Origin of the sequence: Nocardia gamkensis NBRC 108242 (assembly GCF_001612985.1) — a bacterium.
GTDB classification, from domain to species: domain Bacteria; phylum Actinomycetota; class Actinomycetes; order Mycobacteriales; family Mycobacteriaceae; genus Nocardia; species Nocardia gamkensis.
This window is the reverse complement of the sequence record NZ_BDBM01000016.1, coordinates 106,384-121,727: the sequence shown is the minus strand read 5'-3', so window position 1 is coordinate 121,727 and position 15,344 is coordinate 106,384. Positions and strand designations below refer to the sequence as shown.

The following is a 15,344-nucleotide window of genomic DNA, read 5'->3' as shown; positions in this document are numbered from 1 at the left end:
TGGCCAGCCCTGGTCAGGCGGTGACCGTCACACCCAGGGCCGCCGACTCTCGCGCCTTCGTCAGCAGGCGCAGCGTCGTGACGGCGTCGCGCGGGTCGACGGGTACCGGCGCGCCGTCGAGCAGCGCGGCGGCCATGGCGGAGTAGAACGCCGGGTACGCGCCGGGCACGGTCGGCACCGGGACGAAATCGGGTTCCGCGCCGAGGACGCCCCAGCGGTCGGCATCGACTGTGCCCCAGGGTGAATCGCCGTCCGGGCGGCGTCCGGACCGCAACGCGTCCTCCTGCGGGTCCAGTCCGTAGGTGACATATCCGGCTTCCGACCCGAGCACTCGGAAGCGCGGTCCGAGGTGCGGGGCGACGGCGCTCATCCACAGGTGGGAGCGGACATCGCCGTTGTGGGTCAGCGCGACGAACGCGTCGTCGTCGGTGGTGATCCCCTCGCGCCGCCGGTCCAGCTCGCAGTACACCGAAGCCACCGGGCCGAACAAGGTCACGGCTTGGTCCACCAGGTGGCTGCCGAGGTCGAGCAGGATTCCCGCGCCCTCCTCGTCCGTGCCGACCTCCCGCCAGCCGCCCTTCGGCACCGGACGCCACCGCTCGAACCGCGACTCGAACCGCCGCACCCGGCCCAGCTTCCCGGTCTCGACCAGCTCGCGCACCGTCCGGAAGTCGCCGTCCCAGCGCCGGTTCTGGAAGACCGACAGCGCCAGGCCGGAGCGTTCCGCGCGCGCGACGAGGTCCTCGGCGTCGTCCGCCGAGACCGCGAACGGCTTGTCGACCACAACCGGCAACCCGGCCTCGAGGGCTTGCCGGGTCAGCGGCGCGTGGGTGCGGTTGGGCGTCGCGATCACGACCAGATCTATGCCGCGCGGCGCGGCGAACAGCTCTTCGGCATGCGGCACCACGCGCACGCCCGGGTGTTCGGCGCGGGCGCGTTCGGCGCGCTCCTGCGAGGAGGTGACCACAGCCGCGACACGCATCCGAGGCTCCGCCGCGATCAGCGGAGCGTGGAAGACCGACCCGGCCAAGCCATAGCCGAGCACGGCGACGTCGAGGATGCTCATGCCCCGACGCTACCGCGCCGGTCGCTGCGCCCGGCGGCGCCACCTACGCGCCGGTCCGCCGAGTGAGAGCGCCTCCGATCGGCGCGGACCAGCCCACTGATCCCATGCGGTCCTCGGGTCGCCGTGCGAGGTCGGCGGCTTCGATCCATGCTGTTCAGACGTCGAGACCGTACCCGGACACAGCCCGCTCAGCGCTGCGGTGCGGCGGAGTACTCCTGTTCGGGCCGTCCCGTGGTGCCGTAGCGCAGGCTCATGCGCACCGCGCCGCCGGCCACGAGGCCGGCCAGGTAACGCTGGGCGGTGGCCCGGGAGACGCCGATCGCGCTCGCCACCTCGCCCGCGGAAAGGGGCGATGCAGCGTCCGCAATTGCTTGCAGAACAGCGTCTTTGGTCGGTGACGACACCGGCGCGGACGGTCCGGCGCTGACCGCTGGACGCAGTGCGTGCAGCGCGGCGGACACCCGGGCGTTGTCGACCTGCGGCACCGCGAGAATGCGCCGGTACCGGGCATAGGCGGCGAGCCGGGCGGCCAGGTCGGTATGCGGAAACGGCTTGACGAGGTAGGCCAGCGCGCCCGCCGCGATGGCGGCTCGCACGGCCTCGCTCTCCGTCGACGCGGTGAGCATCATCGCGTCGCAGCGGATCTCGCGGACGAAATCGATGCCGGATCCGTCCGGCAGATAGACGTCCACCAACGCCAGGTCGATCGGCTCCGCCGCGACCAGTTCCCGCGCGGACGCGAGGGTGTTGGCGGTGCCCGCCACCGTGAAACCCGGTATGGACCGCACGATTCCGGCATGCAGGTTCGCCACCCGGAAGTCGTCGTCGACGACGAGGACGGTCAAGGTCGGCGCGGCCATGCCACCTCACTTTCCACGAGCACACCGGGGATGCGGGCGATGAACTCCGCGCCGGTGAGCGGCGGCGGGCCGCCGCCGGGGCTCGACAGGCGCACGTCGCCGCCGTGGGCGCGGGCGATCTGGCGGATCAAGGCGAGGCCGACACCGCGCCCGCCGGGTACGCCGCGGTCGTCGCGGGTAGAGACCCCTTCGGTGAACAGCGTGTCCACCAGGCCGGGCGCGACGCCGTCACCGGTGTCGGCGACGGTGATGTGCAACGTCGAATCCTCCTGCACCAGTTCGACTTCCACCTGCCGCACCGCCCGTTCCCCGGCGCGGACGGCCTCCATGGCGTTGTCCAGCAGGTTGCCGAGCACGGTCGTCACGTCCACCGGATCGGTGAGACTGCCCTCGACCCAGGTGTTGGGGCCGAGTACGAGCTCGACGCCGTTCTCCCTGGCGTGCGCGGCCTTGGCGGCAAGGAACGCCTGTAGGTACGCGTCGTGGATGGCGTCGATGCCCGGTGTCGCCGGGCCGAGCGGGCCCGCACCGATCAGTTCGTCGACCGACCGCGCCGCCTCCCCGACCCGTCCGCCGTGCAGCAGTCCGCTGATCAGGTGCATCTTGTTGGAGAACTCGTGGCGCTGTGCGCGCAGCACCGTGCTCATCGACTGCACCGCGTCCAATTGCCGGGTCAGCGATTCCACGTCGGTGCGGTCGCGCACGGTGAGCACCGCGCCGAGATCGCGCCCGTCCCGGACCACCCGGCGCGCGGAGACGATGACGATGTTCGCGCCGACCGTCGCCGAGGCGGGCTGCTCGTCGAGGTCGCGAAAGACTTCCAGCACGCGGGGCGTCAGCCCGAGTTCGTCCACCGGACGCCCGATGTCCGGCGCGACACCGAGCAGCCTGCGGGCCTCGTCGTTGACGAAGGTGGTGCGCCACGACGCGTCGACCGCGAGCACGCCGCCGCCGATACCGTGTAGCACCGCGGCTTGGCCGCGAACCAGTTCGGCCAGCTCGTCCGGTTCCAGCCCGAGCGTGAGCCCTCGCCACCGGCGGGCGAGCAGGATCGATCCGGCGATGCCGACCGCGAGCGCCACCGCGACCAGCGCGCCCGCGGTGCGCAGGTCGCCGAGCAGTTGATCGTGCACCGCGTCGGTGGCGATGCCGACGCTGACCGCGCCGACCACACGATCGGAACCGGGAGCGAGCACCGGGACCTTCGCGCGAACCGAGTCGCCGAGCGTGCCGCGTTCCTCGGTGATCGACTCGCGGCCCGCGAGCGCCTCGGACGGATCGGTGCTGACGTGCTCGGCGAGCCGTCCGGCGTCCGGATGCGCGAGGCGGATGCCCGCGTCATCGGTGATCACGACGAACAGCGCACCGTTGCGCTGCGTCGCGTCCACCGCGAGCCGCTCGAGCGGACCTGCGGCCAGCTCCCGGCGCACGGCGGGATCGTCGGCGACCGCCCCCGGCGCGTACCTCCCCACCTCGGCGCGCACCACCGGATCGGCGGCGACGGTGCGCGCGACGGCCAGCGCGCGCTGGCCGTAGGCGTCGCGCAGCCGCTGGTCGCTGAGGTAGCCGAACACCGCGAACGCGACACCGAGGGTCAGCGCGACGACCAGGATCTGCGACAGCAGAACCTGGGTCCGCAATCGCACAGCCCGCGCGCCCTCAGTGGCCATGGGCGCAGCATAGGCGCGAATTACCGCGTAGGGGGAGCGTGAGCAGAATGCGCAAAACATGCGAATCCCGCGTTTGTGGCGGTTGTGCGCACAAGCTCCGGGGTGTGACCGGGGCCACGTACGTTCGCCCTACCCGATCTCGCAGGAGTAGGAAGCAATGACGCAATCACTCATCGAGCTGCGGAGCGCGACCAAGCGCTTCCCCGGCACCGGCGGTGGCATCCACACCGCCGTGCGCAATCTGAACCTCACGGTGCGACCCGGCGAATTCGTCGCCGTCGTCGGCCCGACCGGATGCGGCAAGTCCACGACATTGTCGCTGGTGTCCGGGCTGGAACCGGCCTCGGCCGGCCGGACGCTGGTGCGCGGCGAGGACGTCGACGGCATCCCGGACGGCATCGGCTACATGTTCCAGCAGGACGCGGTGCTGCCGTGGAAGAGCGTGCTGGACAACGTCGCGCTCGGCCCGCGCCTGCGCGGCGCGTCGAAAGCCGAAGCGCGCGCGAAGGCGTCGGGATGGGTGCGCAAGGTGGGCCTGGCCGGATTCGAGAGCTACTACCCCCACCAGCTGTCCGGCGGCATGCGCAAGCGCGTGGCGCTGGCGCAGACACTGGTCAACGAGCCGGAGATCCTGCTGATGGACGAGCCGTTCAGCGCGCTGGACGTGCAGACCCGCCAGCTCATGCAGGACGAACTGCTGCGGGTCTGGGCGGGCACCAACGCGGCGGTCATCTTCGTGACGCACGATCTGGAGGAGGCGATCGTGCTGGCCGACCGGGTGGTCGTGATGACCGCGAGCCCGGCCACCGTCTGCGGGGACTTCCCCGTCGGCTTGACGCGCCCGCGCAGTGTCGAGGAGGTGCGCCTGACGACCGAGTTCCGCGACATCTACCAGGAGATCTGGCAGACGCTGCGCGATCAGGTCGAGGCCGCCCGCGCGAAGGGAGCCTCCCGTGTCGCATGACGTGCTGGCGCCCGACGCCGCCGCGCCGGTGGTGGAGAACGAGACCGAAGAGCAGATCCTGGCCAGGGTGCGCACCACCGCGCGGCGCGCACGGATCCGCACCTGGGGCCTGCGCGCCGCGCTGGTGGCGCTGTGGCTGGGCGCGTGGGAACTCACCGCCACGGTGTGGATCGATCCCTTCTTCTACTCCAAGCCGTCGCTGATCTGGGCGCGATTGGTGGAATGGTTCACCGAGGGAACTCAATTCGGCTCGATCTGGCTGCAGATCTACACCACCGTGCAGGAAGCCGTGCTCGGTTTCGTGATCGGCACGGTGGCCGGCGTCGTGCTGGGCGTGCTGCTCGGGCGCAGCCGGTACTGGGCCGAAGTGCTAGCACCGTTCATCAAGGCGCTCAACGCCGTTCCGCGCATCGTGCTGGCCTCGCTGTTCATCATCTGGTTCGGGCTCGGGCTGAGCTCCAAGGTCGCCACGGTGGTGGTGCTGGTGTTCTTCGCGGTGTTCTTCAACGCGTTCACCGGTGCGCGCGAGGTCGACGGCAACGTGATGAACAATGCCCGCATTCTCGGCGCGAGCCGCAGGCAAGTGCTGGTGTCGATCGTCCTGCCCAGCGCGACCACCTGGATCCTGTCCAGCCTGCACACCGCCTTCGGCTTCGCGCTGATCGGCGCGGTGGTAGGTGAGTACGCCGGTGCCAGTAAGGGTTTGGGCCTGTTGATCAGCAATGCGCAAGGCACGTTCGACTCGGCGGGCATCTACGCGGGCATGATCGTCATCACCGTGATCGCGTTGATCGCCGAGTGGGGGATCGGCATGGCGGAGAACCGGTTGCTGAAGTGGCGGCCCTCGCAAGCGACCTCGAACCACGGGATCTGATCATGAGGTATCGCAAGCAGCTGGCGCTCGTGGCCGTCGCGATCGCGGCACTGCTGACCGTCACCGGATGCCGGGACTCCCGCACCATTCCGATGGCCGACGGGCGGCCGCAGATCACCATCATGGTGGGTGGTCTGGAGAAGGTGATCTATCTGCCCGCCATGCTCACTCAGCGCCTCGGCTTCTTCGAGCGCAACGACATCGACGTGAGATTGCTCGGCGAGCAGTCCGGCGCCACGGCCGAGACCGCGCTGCTCACCGGCGATGTGCAGGGGGTGGTCGGGTTCTACGACCACACCATCGACCTGCAGGCCAAGGACCAGTGCATCCGCTCGGTGGTGCAGATGTCCGATGTGCCGGGCGAGGTGGAGCTGGTGTCGAAGGCGGACGCGGACATCACCTCGGTCGCCGATTTGCGCGGCAAGAAGCTGGGCGTGACCTCGCTCGGTTCCTCGACCGACTTCCTCACCCAGGCGCTCACCGGCCAGGAGGGCATGACGACCGCCGAGTACACCCGGGTGAAAGTCGGCGCGGGACAGACCTTCATCGCGGGCATGAACCACGACGGCATCGACGCGGGCATGACCACCGATCCCACCGTGGCGCAGATGGTGAACTCCGGGGAGGCGCGGATTCTGGTCGACATGCGCACCGAGGCGGGTACCCGGGCCGCGCTCGGCGGGCTGTACCCGGCGACGTCGCTGTACATGAACTGCGCCACGATCGACGCCCACCCGGACATCGTGCGCAAGCTCGCCGCCGCGTTCGTGCAGACGCTGCAATGGATCCGGACGCACACGCCCGAGGAGATCGCCGCGAAGATGCCGCCGCAGTACGCGAGTGCGGGCAAGGACCTCTACGTCCAGTCGATCCGCGACTCGATCGGCATGTTCAACGGCGACGGCCTGATGAAACCCGAGGGCGCGCAGAACGTGCTGGACATTCTCGGCAAGTACTCGAAGAACGTGCGTCCCGTGCGCGATCGCATCGACCTGTCGGAGACCTACACCACGCAGTTCGTGGAGGAGGCGTTGCGCGCGCCGCGCCAGTAGGCCGGTGACCACCGCCGAGCCGCCCGAAGCCAGCTGCGCTCGGGCGGCTCGGCCGGTCAGTGCTCGAAGACGCTCACGTCACCGGGTTCGGTTTCGAGCGCCTGCCGGTCGAACGCCAGCAAGGCGAGGAAGAACACGCCGCCCGTAACGACCAATCCGGCAACGATCACGACCGGGACGAAGGCGTCCGAGGGCGTCACCAGGACGAACAACGCGACGGCCGACCACACCAGCGCGCCGATGGCGACCGGCAACTCGAAGCGCCCGAGGTCGAACGCGCCTTTCCTGCGGTCCAACCGGCGGCGCACCGCCAGGTAGAGAACGACCGTCGAGGCGTAGATGAGGGCGGGCAGGATCGTCGACGCCGTGATCAGCTCCAACAGCGCGTCACCCGGCAGGGCGATCATCAGGACCACACCCAGGAGAAAGATCAGGATCGTCGCCGCGACCGGCGTGTGCGTGCGAGGGTCGACCCGGCGCATCAGCCGGTGGGCGGGGAAGCGCGCGTCGCGCGACATCGCGAAAACCAGCCGCGAACACGCGGCCAGCACCACCATCCCGGCGCCGAAGAACGCGAACGTGATCGCCGCCAGCAGCGTCCGCTCCATCACCGGACCGAGCTGATCGCGCATGATCGCCGCGACCGGCGAGCCGCTGGCACTGATGCGGGGGATGTCGTCGATCGCGACGGTGAGCGCGATCAGGAACAGCAGCCCCAGCACCCCGGCGGCCACCACCGATCCCACGATCGCGCGCGGGACGCTGCGATGCGGGTCCTTGGCCTCTTCGGCGAGGTTGGCCGCCGCGTCGAAGCCGACCAGCGTGCCGAGGCCCATGAGCATGGCGAGCATCAACCCGCCGCCGACGGTGAAGTAGCCGGGAGCGTTCTCGGTGACACCGCGGGAGGCGAGGTTGCCGGGGGCGCCTCTACCGGTGATCACCACCGCGGCGACGAGCGCGATCGCCAGCACCACCACGAGCCCGAGTTCGAGCCCCACCGCGCTGGTGTTGATCATGCTGACCAGGCGCGTCGAGGCGATGGCCAGCACCGCCTGGACGAACAGCACCACGAGCGTGATCACCCGGGCGGTGTCCTCGTCCGGCGCGATGCCCGCGAGCGGCATGAAGGCCTGGCTGGCCAGCGCGTTGTCGACGGCCACCACGGCGATCGCCAGGTAGCAGAAGGTCACCCACCCGAACCACCAGCCGATCTTGGGGTCGGCCAGTCGCGACGCCCACTGGTAGGAGGAGCCGCTGAGCGGGATGCGTGCCGCGAACTGCGCGACCACCAATGCCACCAGCGCCTGCCCCACCGCCGCGACGATCCAGAGCCAGATACCCACCGGACCGGCGTTGCGCAACACGTCGTCGTAGGTCGCGAAGATGCCGACCGCCACCGAGATGAACGCGAACGAGATCGCGAACACCTGGAAGGAGCCGAGGGTCCGTTCCAGCTCCTGCCGGTAGCCGCCGGCCTCGACGGAATTCTCGTCGGCCTGCGAGTGCGCCACCTTCGCCACCTCACCTTCGATAGAAGCGGTGCACCGACCCGGAGGTCGATCGGGAAGGTCATCAGGTTCGGAGATTGTGGCGACCGGTCTGCCACCGATCATCCCTTCCCACCTGGGCGATGTCACTGCTCCTTCGCGGAACTAAGTTCCGGAGCGAGCCGCTGCTGATCTTCTCAACCGTGGAGACACCGCACCATAGACCGACATGAGAGTTGGTCCCACAAGCCGGTGTACGCCACGGCGGCCGAGGTGCGCGTGCATTATCTGATCGGATTCGTCGGGCTGGCGTGCTTCCTGCTGCTGGCATGGTTGCCCAGTACCGACCGCCGCGCCGCCGCCGGAAGGCTGCCGCGGATCGCGGTCCTGTTGCTCCTGCAGGTCGCGCTCGGTTTCCTGTTGCTGAGAACGGGGATCGGGGGGACCGTAATCCGGGCGGTCAGCGACACTTTCGCCCATATCCTCGGCTACGCCGCACAGGGTACGGCGTTCGTGTTCGGCGACCTGCCCGGCGTCGGCGGCAGCGGGCCCGCCTTCCTCTTCGCGGTCCTGATGCCGATCGTGCTCGTCTCCGCGCTGATCGGCATCTTGCAGCACCTGCGGGTGCTGCCGTTCGTCATCAAGTACCTCGGTCTGCTGCTGGCGTGGGTGAGCGGCTTCGGCAAGATCGAATCGTTCAACGCGGTCGCCTCCGCCATCCTCGGTCAGTCCGAGGTGTTCATCTCGCTGCGCGCCATGCTCGACGACATCCCGTCGCAGCGGATGTACACCTTGGCGGCCTCGGCGATGTCGACGGTCTCGGCGGGCATCCTCGGCGCTTACATGCAGCTGATCGACCCGAAGTATGTGATCGCGGCTATCGTGCTGAACATGCTGGGCGCTTTCGTGGTGTGCTCGCTGATCAACCCCTACGCGGTCACCGCCGAAGACGACGCGCGGCTGCTCGGCGAGGAGATCTCCGACAGCCGTAAGGCGCAATCGTTCTTCGAGATGCTCACCGAATACATCTTGGTGGGTTTCAAGGTGGCCTTCACCGTCGCGGCGATGCTGATCGGATTCATCGCTCTGCTGGCGATGATCAACGGAATCTTCGCCGCCCTGTTCCACGGCACCACGTTCCAGGATCTGATGGGGCACATCTTCGCCCCCGCCGCCTGGCTGACCGGCATCCCGTGGGAGGAGGCGGCGGCCGCGGGCCGATTCATGGGCACCAAGCTGGTGTCCAACGAGGTGGTCGCCATGCAGGAGCTGAACCGGCAGCACGGGGGACTGTCCGACCGCACCGTCGCGATCGTGTCCACCTACCTGGTGTCGTTCGCGAACTTCTCCACCATCGCCATCGTCACCGGCGCGGTCCGCAGCCTCAGCGAGAAACAGGGCGGCGTCATCGCCCGCAACGGGCTCCGCCTGCTCTACGGCGCCACCCTGGTCAGCTGCCTGTCCGCCACCATCGTCGGGCTCTTGAGTTGAGCCGACGGCGCCCTTTCGATCCGGTCGTCCGGATCTGCGGGTTCCGTGTCTTCGAGGACATGTCCGCGCCGGCTCGAGACCGGGCTCCCGGACGCAAGCGGTGACGTCGCGGTCGCGGGTATCGGACCGGGCGCCGATCCTCGACGTCACCCGGCCCGGTGCAGGTGCCGCACCGGGCCGAGCGCCGTATTCGATTCACCTCGCCCGGCGGAGTTCCGGGTGCGACATCGCGTGCCGCTCGGTGTTCGACGGTGCGCCGACCGGGTGGGGCCGGTTCAGCCGGTGGCCTCCTCGGCCGCGCGCAGTTCGGCCTTCCACTGCCGGAAGCCCTCCTCGGTGCGGCCGCGGCGCCAGTAGCCGGAGATCGACGACGCCCACTCGGCCGAAACACCGCGGTCCTTGCGGACATAGCGGCGCAGATCCTGCATGACCGCCTGCGCTTCACCGTGGATGAACACCTGGACCTGTCCCGGCGCCCACGGTGCCGCGCGGACGGTTTCGGCGAGCACCTCGCCGGGCGGCCGGACGCCGCGGTGCAGCCAGGTCAGCTCGATGCCGTCCGGCTTCTTCAACGGCAGTTCGTCGTCCGGACCGGCGACCTCGACGAACGCCAGCCCGGTCGCTTCGCCGGGCATCGCCTCGAGCGCGGCGGCGATGGCGGGCAGCGCGGCCTCGTCACCGGCCAGTAGATGCCAGTCGGCGTCCGGGCGCGGGGAGTACGCGCCGCCGGGGCCGTAGAGGTCGATGGTTTCGCCGGGCTCGACCGCGGCTGCCCACGGTCCCGCGATGCCCTCCGCGCCGTGGTAGACGAAATCCGCCGCGATCTCCCCGGCGACGGTGTCCACCGACCGGACGGTGTAAGTGCGGACCACCTCGTCCCCGTCCTGCGGGAAGATGAACTTCACATACGAGTCGGTGAACTCGCTGGGCCGGAACGCGGCAAAGCCGGGGCCGCCGAGGTGCACCCGGATCAGGTGCGGGGTCAGCCATTCCGTGCGTTGCACCGTGAGGGTGGTGCGGGGACGTGCCAAGGGAACCTCCGATAATGTTATTAGGATTACCTTACTTACCCTACTCGTGTTCGGCTCAGGGTGCGGCCAACCGCTGACGGCGCGCCGCGCGGGCGAAAGGATGATGCCCATGACGCAGTCCGTGCCGACACCGACCCACGCCGTGCAACAGCGCTACCGCGATCCTCGACCGGCCGAACCCGCGCAGTGGAATCAGGTCCTGCAAGTGCTGCACGAACACCGCTCGGTGCGCCGCTACCTGTCCGATCCGGTGCCCGATGCCACGCTGCGACTGCTGATCTCCGCGGCGCAGTCCGCGCCGACCTCGTCGAATCTCCAGGTCTGGAGCGTCATCGCGGTGCGCGACCCGCAGCGCAAGGCACGCTTGGCCGCGCTCGCGGGCGACCAGGCCCACATCGTGCAGGCGCCGGTGCTGCTGGTCTGGACGGCCGACTTCGCCCGCCTGCGCCAGCTTGCCGAAGACCGGAGCGCGCCGCTGGAGGGCGCGGACTACCTCGAGTCGAGCTACGTCGGCTTCATCGACGCCGCGCTGGCGGCGCAGAACGCGGTCGTGGCGGCGGAATCGCTCGGACTCGGCACCGTCTACATCGGCGCGCTGCGCAACAAGCCGGAAGAAGTCGCCGCCGAGCTGGGCCTGCCGCCGCAGGTCTTCGCCGTCTTCGGCTTGGTGGTCGGCCACCCCGACCCCGCCGAGGACGCGCGGGTGAAACCGCGTCTTCCGCAGGAAGCCGTTCTGCACCGGGAAACCTACGATCTGGCCGCGCAGCGGGCGCACGTGGCCGAGTACGAGACCCGGATCGCGGAATTCTATGCCGAGCAACAGCTCGCGCATTCCTGGACCGAGCGTGTGCTGGCCCGGCTGGCCTCGGCGGCGGCGCTCAACGGCAGGCACCGGCTGCGCGAATCGCTGACCAACCACGGCTTCCGGTTGCACTGACCCGCCTCACGCCGCGACCTTCTCGGTGAGCAGTTCGAACGATCGGGCACGGTCGTCGATGTCGAAGACCAGCGTGTTGATCATCAGCTCGTCGGCCCGCGTGCGCTCGAGCAGGTCCGCGAGCTGGCCGCGCACCGTCTCCGGCGAGCCGAGCACCTGCCCGGCCCGGCGCTGCCTGATGAACGCGCGCTCGTGCTCCGACGGGCGGAACGCGGCCGCTTCCTCCGGCGTGGCCAGCGCCTGCGGCGTGCCGCGCACCAGGTTCAGGAAAGCCAGGTCGCGCGGACCGGCGAGGGCATCGGCGCGCTCGTCGGTATCCGCGCAGATCGCCGCGACCGCCACCATCGCATACGGGCGCTCCAGCTGCTCCGACGGCCGGAAATGCTCGCGGTAGAGCGCGAGCGCGGGCTCGGTGTTGTCGGGGCTGATGTGGTGCGCGAAGGCGAACGGAAGCCCGAGCACCGCGGCGACCTGGGCGCTGTAGCCGCTGGAACCCAGCAGCCAGATCTCCGGTTCCTCGCCGCGACCCGGCGTCGCGGCGATGCCGCCGGGATCGGCGCCGCGGAAGTAGCCCAGCAATGCGGCCAGTTCCTGAGGGAAGGATTCCGCCGACAGTCCGTCCGCGGTCCGTCGCAGCGCGCGGGCGGTCGCCTGGTCGGTGCCGGGCGCACGTCCGATGCCGAGGTCGATCCGGCCGGGATGCAGCGCGTGCAGCGTGCCGAACTGCTCGGCGACCACGAGCGGCGCGTGATTGGGCAGCATCACCCCGCCGGAGCCGACCCGGATGGTCGAGGTGGCCGCGGCCAGGTGGGCCAGCAGCACGCTCGGCGCCGAGCTGGCGATGCCTGGCATGTTGTGGTGTTCGGCGACCCAGAAGCGGTGATAGCCCAAAGCCTCGGTGCGCCTGGCCAATTCGGTGGTCGCGTCCAGCCCCTCACGGACGGTGCGGCCGGACTGCACCGGCGCCAGATCCAGTACGGACAGCGGGACGTCGATCATGGGTCTCCTCCACAGTGGCGATCTCCACTGCCAACGCCGCCCGTCCCCGGTGTATTTCGCCCGGCCGCCTCAGCCGCGTGCGATCGTACGGAAGACCTCGATGGTCTCCTGCTCGTCCTGGGTGGTGCCGTGGTCGCTGAGCTTGACGATGACGGTGCCGCTGGGCGGGTCCACGTAGACGTACTGGCCGTACACGCCGACGGCGGTGAGGTCGGCGCCGTCCCCGCCGGTCGGGTGCCACCATTGCGCGCTGTAGGGCCAAACGCCCACCTGGTGCGGCGCGGGCGTGCGGATGCGGTCGATCCAGGCAGGCGGCACGATCTGCGCGTCGCCTGCCCGCCCGCCGTCCAGCACCAGCCGGCCGATCTTGGCGAAATCGCGGGCGGTCGCGTTCAGGCAGCAGAACGCTTTCTCCTGGCCCCCGGAGCGATCGAGGTTCCACAGCGCGTCGTCCTCGGCGCCGATCGGCCCCCAGATGTCGCGCTCCAGCAATTCGGCCAGCGGCAGGCCTTCGACCCGCGCCAGCGCCATGCCCAGCAATTGGGTGTCCACGCTGCGGTACTCGCCCGCGCTGCCGGGAGCGAACCGCAGACCGTGGTGGTCGCGGACGAATCCGGCCAGATCCTCGGTGAGGTACATCCGGGCGGTGCCCGTCAGCGGCAGATACTTGTTGTAGTTCTCCGATACGTCCACCCCGGAGGCCATGTCCAGCAGGTCGCGGATGGTGACGCTGTCGTACTCGCCGCCGGTGGTCAGCTCGGGCAGGATCCGCACCAAGCGGTCGTCCTCGGTGAGTTTCCCCGCCGCGACGGCTCGGCCGGTCAGCAGCGACACGATGGACTTCACCACCGACCACGAGGACTGGCGGGTGGTCGCGGTGAAGCCGTCGCGATACCACTCGTGTGTCACAGCGCCGTCGCGCAGGATGAGGAACGAATTGGTGTGCGTGGTGCCGAGGAAATCGGCCATCGAGAGGTGCGAGCCCTTCCAGGGCACCTGCTCGGGCAGCGGCCGCGGTGCTCTCGGGAGGGGACGCGGGGCGGGGGAGGCGGCCACCGTCCGGCTCTCGAACAGCGCGCCCTGCGCCGACGGCGGGTCGGTCAGCAGGCGCAGCAGTGTCGGCGGCGACGGGATGTGCAGGACGGTCGTCGTCGCGAACGCCGCGCCGACCAGGACTGCGACGATCACGAACAGGACGACGACGGCGCGCAGCGCGAAACGGCCGGGTCGCCTGCGCCGGGGCGATACTTCGGTCATGACGAAAGCCCATCGGTAGGGGATCCGATGATGGCACGCCCGACGCCGCTCCGGTAGGTCCGCACGGCCGCGGCGGTCGGCCCGGAGACGACGCGCGCGCCGGCCGGGCGGTAGCGTGACCCCCTGGGCCGGACCGTGCGATGATCCGACATCGTGTTCCGGCGTACCGGCAGGCGACCGGCGCCGCTGCCCAGCGAGGGAAGGACCGCAGTATGACAGCCTCCTCCGACCGTCACCTTCAGGACGCGGGACCTTTGGATCCGGCGGACGGCGGGGACTCGGAAGGCTACGCGCGGGGCCTGAGCCCGCGCACCATTCAGATGATCGCCATCGGCGGCGCGATCGGCACGGGCCTGTTCTACGGCGCGGGCGGTGCGATCGAGCAGGCAGGCCCCGGTCTCATCCTCGCCTATCTGGCGGCGGGCCTGGCGATCTTCGTGATCATGCGGGCGCTCGGCGAATTGCTGACCTACCGGCCGATCTCGGGCAGTTTCGCCGAGTACGCGCACGAATTCCTCGGCCGCTTCGCCGGTTTCGTGACCGGCTGGTCGTACTGGGCGGTGTGGGTGGCCACCTGCATGGCCGAGATCACCGTGGCCGGCAAGTACGTGGAGTACTGGTTCGACATCGCGCCGTGGGTCACCGCACTGGTCGTGCTCGCGGTGATGTTCTGCGCCAACTTGATCTCGGTGCGGCTGTTCGGCGAGGGCGAGTTCTGGTTCTCCACCATCAAGGTGACCGCGATCGTCGGCATGATCCTGCTCGGCATCGGCGTGCTGCTGTTCGGTTTCGGTCACGCGCCCGACCCCACCGTCACCAATCTGTGGGCCGACGGGGGCGTGTTCCCCAACGGTCTCGGCCAGTCGCTGCTGGTGTTGCAGATCGTGCTGTTCGCCTACGTCGGTGTGGAGTTGGTCGGCGTCACCGCGGGGGAGGCGCGCGAGCCCCGCAAGACGCTGCGCAAGGCGATCAACACGCTTCCCTTCCGGATCGGCCTGTTCTACGTCGGCGCGCTCGTGGTGATCATGGCGGTGTCCAGCTGGCGCACCTTCCACGCGGGCAAGAGCCCGTTCGTGGAGGTCTTCGAGCAGATCGGCATCCCCGGCGCGGCGGGCATCGTCAACTTCGTGCTGCTCACCGCGGCATTGTCGTCGTGCAACTCGGGGATCTACTCGACCGGCCGGATGCTGCGCACCCTGTCGCTGCGCGGCGAGGCGCCCGCCGGGCTGAGCAAGCTGAGCGCGAACGCGGTGCCCTACGCCGGGATCATCGCGTCCGCGGCGGCGATGGTGATCGGCGTGGTGGTCAACATCATCTCCCCGGACAAGGCGTTCGCCTACATCACCTCGGTGTCGACCATCGGCATCATCTTCGTCTGGGGCGTCATCCTGGTCTGTCACCTGCTCTACCGGGCCAAGGTGGCCCGCGGTGAGCTGCCCGCGAGCGACTACCGGCTGCCCGCCGCGCCCTACACCACCGTGCTGGCGCTGGCGTTCCTCGGACTGGTGGTCGTGCTGCTGCTGTTCACCGACAGCGGGCGCACCGCGATCGTCGTCGGCGTGGTGTGGGCGGCGCTGGTGTCGGCCGGGTACCTCGCGCTGCGCAAGATCGGTAACTCCAGCGCCGCGACCGACCCCGTGCACACCAGCTGACGGG

13 protein-coding genes are annotated in these 15,344 nt (G+C 69.7%); 6 read left to right on the top strand and 7 right to left on the bottom strand.

Annotated elements, in window-relative coordinates; translation table 11 throughout:
* Positions 1 to 13: 13 nt before the first annotated feature.
* The 3 genes from NG1_RS15555 to NG1_RS15545 form a co-directional block, all read right to left on the bottom strand.
* Entirely contained in the window at positions 14 to 1,066 is a 1,053-nt protein-coding gene (locus NG1_RS15555; RefSeq protein ID WP_062971412.1) for a Gfo/Idh/MocA family protein, read from the bottom strand.
* 188 nt (positions 1,067 to 1,254) lie between these two features.
* A complete protein-coding gene (locus NG1_RS15550; protein WP_062971410.1) occupies positions 1,255 to 1,926 on the bottom strand; it encodes a response regulator transcription factor in 672 nt (223 codons plus the stop codon).
* Complete coding sequence (locus tag NG1_RS15545; RefSeq protein ID WP_174315439.1) at positions 1,908 to 3,596, bottom strand: ATP-binding protein; 1,689 nt, start codon at positions 3,594 to 3,596, stop codon at positions 1,908 to 1,910. Before NG1_RS15545 ends, NG1_RS15550 begins: the two co-directional genes overlap by 19 nt.
* Positions 3,597 to 3,753: 157 nt before the next feature.
* Here NG1_RS15545 and NG1_RS15540 point away from each other — a divergent pair, with 157 nt between their 5' ends.
* Genes NG1_RS15540 through NG1_RS15530 form a run of 3 tightly spaced genes read left to right on the top strand, consistent with a single transcriptional unit; the run spans position 3,754 to position 6,486 of the window.
* Positions 3,754 to 4,560 (top strand): ABC transporter ATP-binding protein, encoded by an 807-nt coding sequence (locus NG1_RS15540; protein WP_062971408.1) that lies wholly within the window; start codon positions 3,754 to 3,756, stop codon positions 4,558 to 4,560.
* Positions 4,550 to 5,434: an ABC transporter permease gene (locus NG1_RS15535; protein ID WP_062971405.1), complete on the top strand. Its 885-nt coding sequence runs from the start codon at positions 4,550 to 4,552 to the stop codon at positions 5,432 to 5,434. Before NG1_RS15540 ends, NG1_RS15535 begins: the two co-directional genes overlap by 11 nt.
* 2 nt (positions 5,435 to 5,436) lie before the next feature.
* Entirely contained in the window at positions 5,437 to 6,486 is a 1,050-nt protein-coding gene (locus NG1_RS15530) for an ABC transporter substrate-binding protein (protein ID WP_062971506.1), read from the top strand.
* A gap of 56 nt (positions 6,487 to 6,542) precedes the next feature.
* On the opposite strand, the gene NG1_RS15525 is transcribed toward NG1_RS15530, so the two are convergent.
* Positions 6,543 to 7,997: an APC family permease gene (locus tag NG1_RS15525; protein ID WP_245659913.1), complete on the bottom strand. Its 1,455-nt coding sequence runs from the start codon at positions 7,995 to 7,997 to the stop codon at positions 6,543 to 6,545.
* A gap of 255 nt (positions 7,998 to 8,252) precedes the next feature.
* Between NG1_RS15525 and NG1_RS15520 the strand changes: the two genes are divergently transcribed.
* Positions 8,253 to 9,464, top strand: a complete 1,212-nt coding sequence (locus tag NG1_RS15520) for a NupC/NupG family nucleoside CNT transporter (protein WP_062971504.1) — start codon at positions 8,253 to 8,255, stop codon at positions 9,462 to 9,464.
* 275 nt (positions 9,465 to 9,739) lie between these two features.
* On the opposite strand, the gene NG1_RS15515 is transcribed toward NG1_RS15520, so the two are convergent.
* A complete protein-coding gene (locus NG1_RS15515; protein ID WP_062971401.1) occupies positions 9,740 to 10,495 on the bottom strand; it encodes a siderophore-interacting protein in 756 nt (251 codons plus the stop codon).
* Positions 10,496 to 10,604: 109 nt separating this feature from the next.
* Between NG1_RS15515 and NG1_RS15510 the strand changes: the two genes are divergently transcribed.
* Positions 10,605 to 11,432, top strand: a complete 828-nt coding sequence (locus NG1_RS15510) for an NADPH-dependent oxidoreductase (RefSeq protein ID WP_084498947.1) — start codon at positions 10,605 to 10,607, stop codon at positions 11,430 to 11,432.
* A 6-nt stretch (positions 11,433 to 11,438) separates the two neighbouring features.
* Here the strand turns inward: NG1_RS15510 and NG1_RS15505 are convergent, their stop codons facing one another.
* Both NG1_RS15505 and NG1_RS15500 read right to left on the bottom strand, forming a co-directional pair.
* A complete protein-coding gene (locus tag NG1_RS15505) occupies positions 11,439 to 12,431 on the bottom strand; it encodes an LLM class flavin-dependent oxidoreductase (RefSeq protein ID WP_062971397.1) in 993 nt (330 codons plus the stop codon).
* 69 nt (positions 12,432 to 12,500) lie between these two features.
* Entirely contained in the window at positions 12,501 to 13,688 is a 1,188-nt protein-coding gene (locus NG1_RS15500) for a serine hydrolase domain-containing protein (RefSeq protein WP_062971395.1), read from the bottom strand.
* Positions 13,689 to 13,900: 212 nt separating this feature from the next.
* Here NG1_RS15500 and NG1_RS15495 point away from each other — a divergent pair, with 212 nt between their 5' ends.
* Positions 13,901 to 15,340 carry an amino acid permease gene (locus tag NG1_RS15495; RefSeq protein WP_084498938.1) on the top strand — a complete coding sequence of 480 codons (1,440 nt, stop codon included), beginning with the start codon at positions 13,901 to 13,903 and terminating at the stop codon, positions 15,338 to 15,340.
* Positions 15,341 to 15,344: the final 4 nt, after the last annotated feature.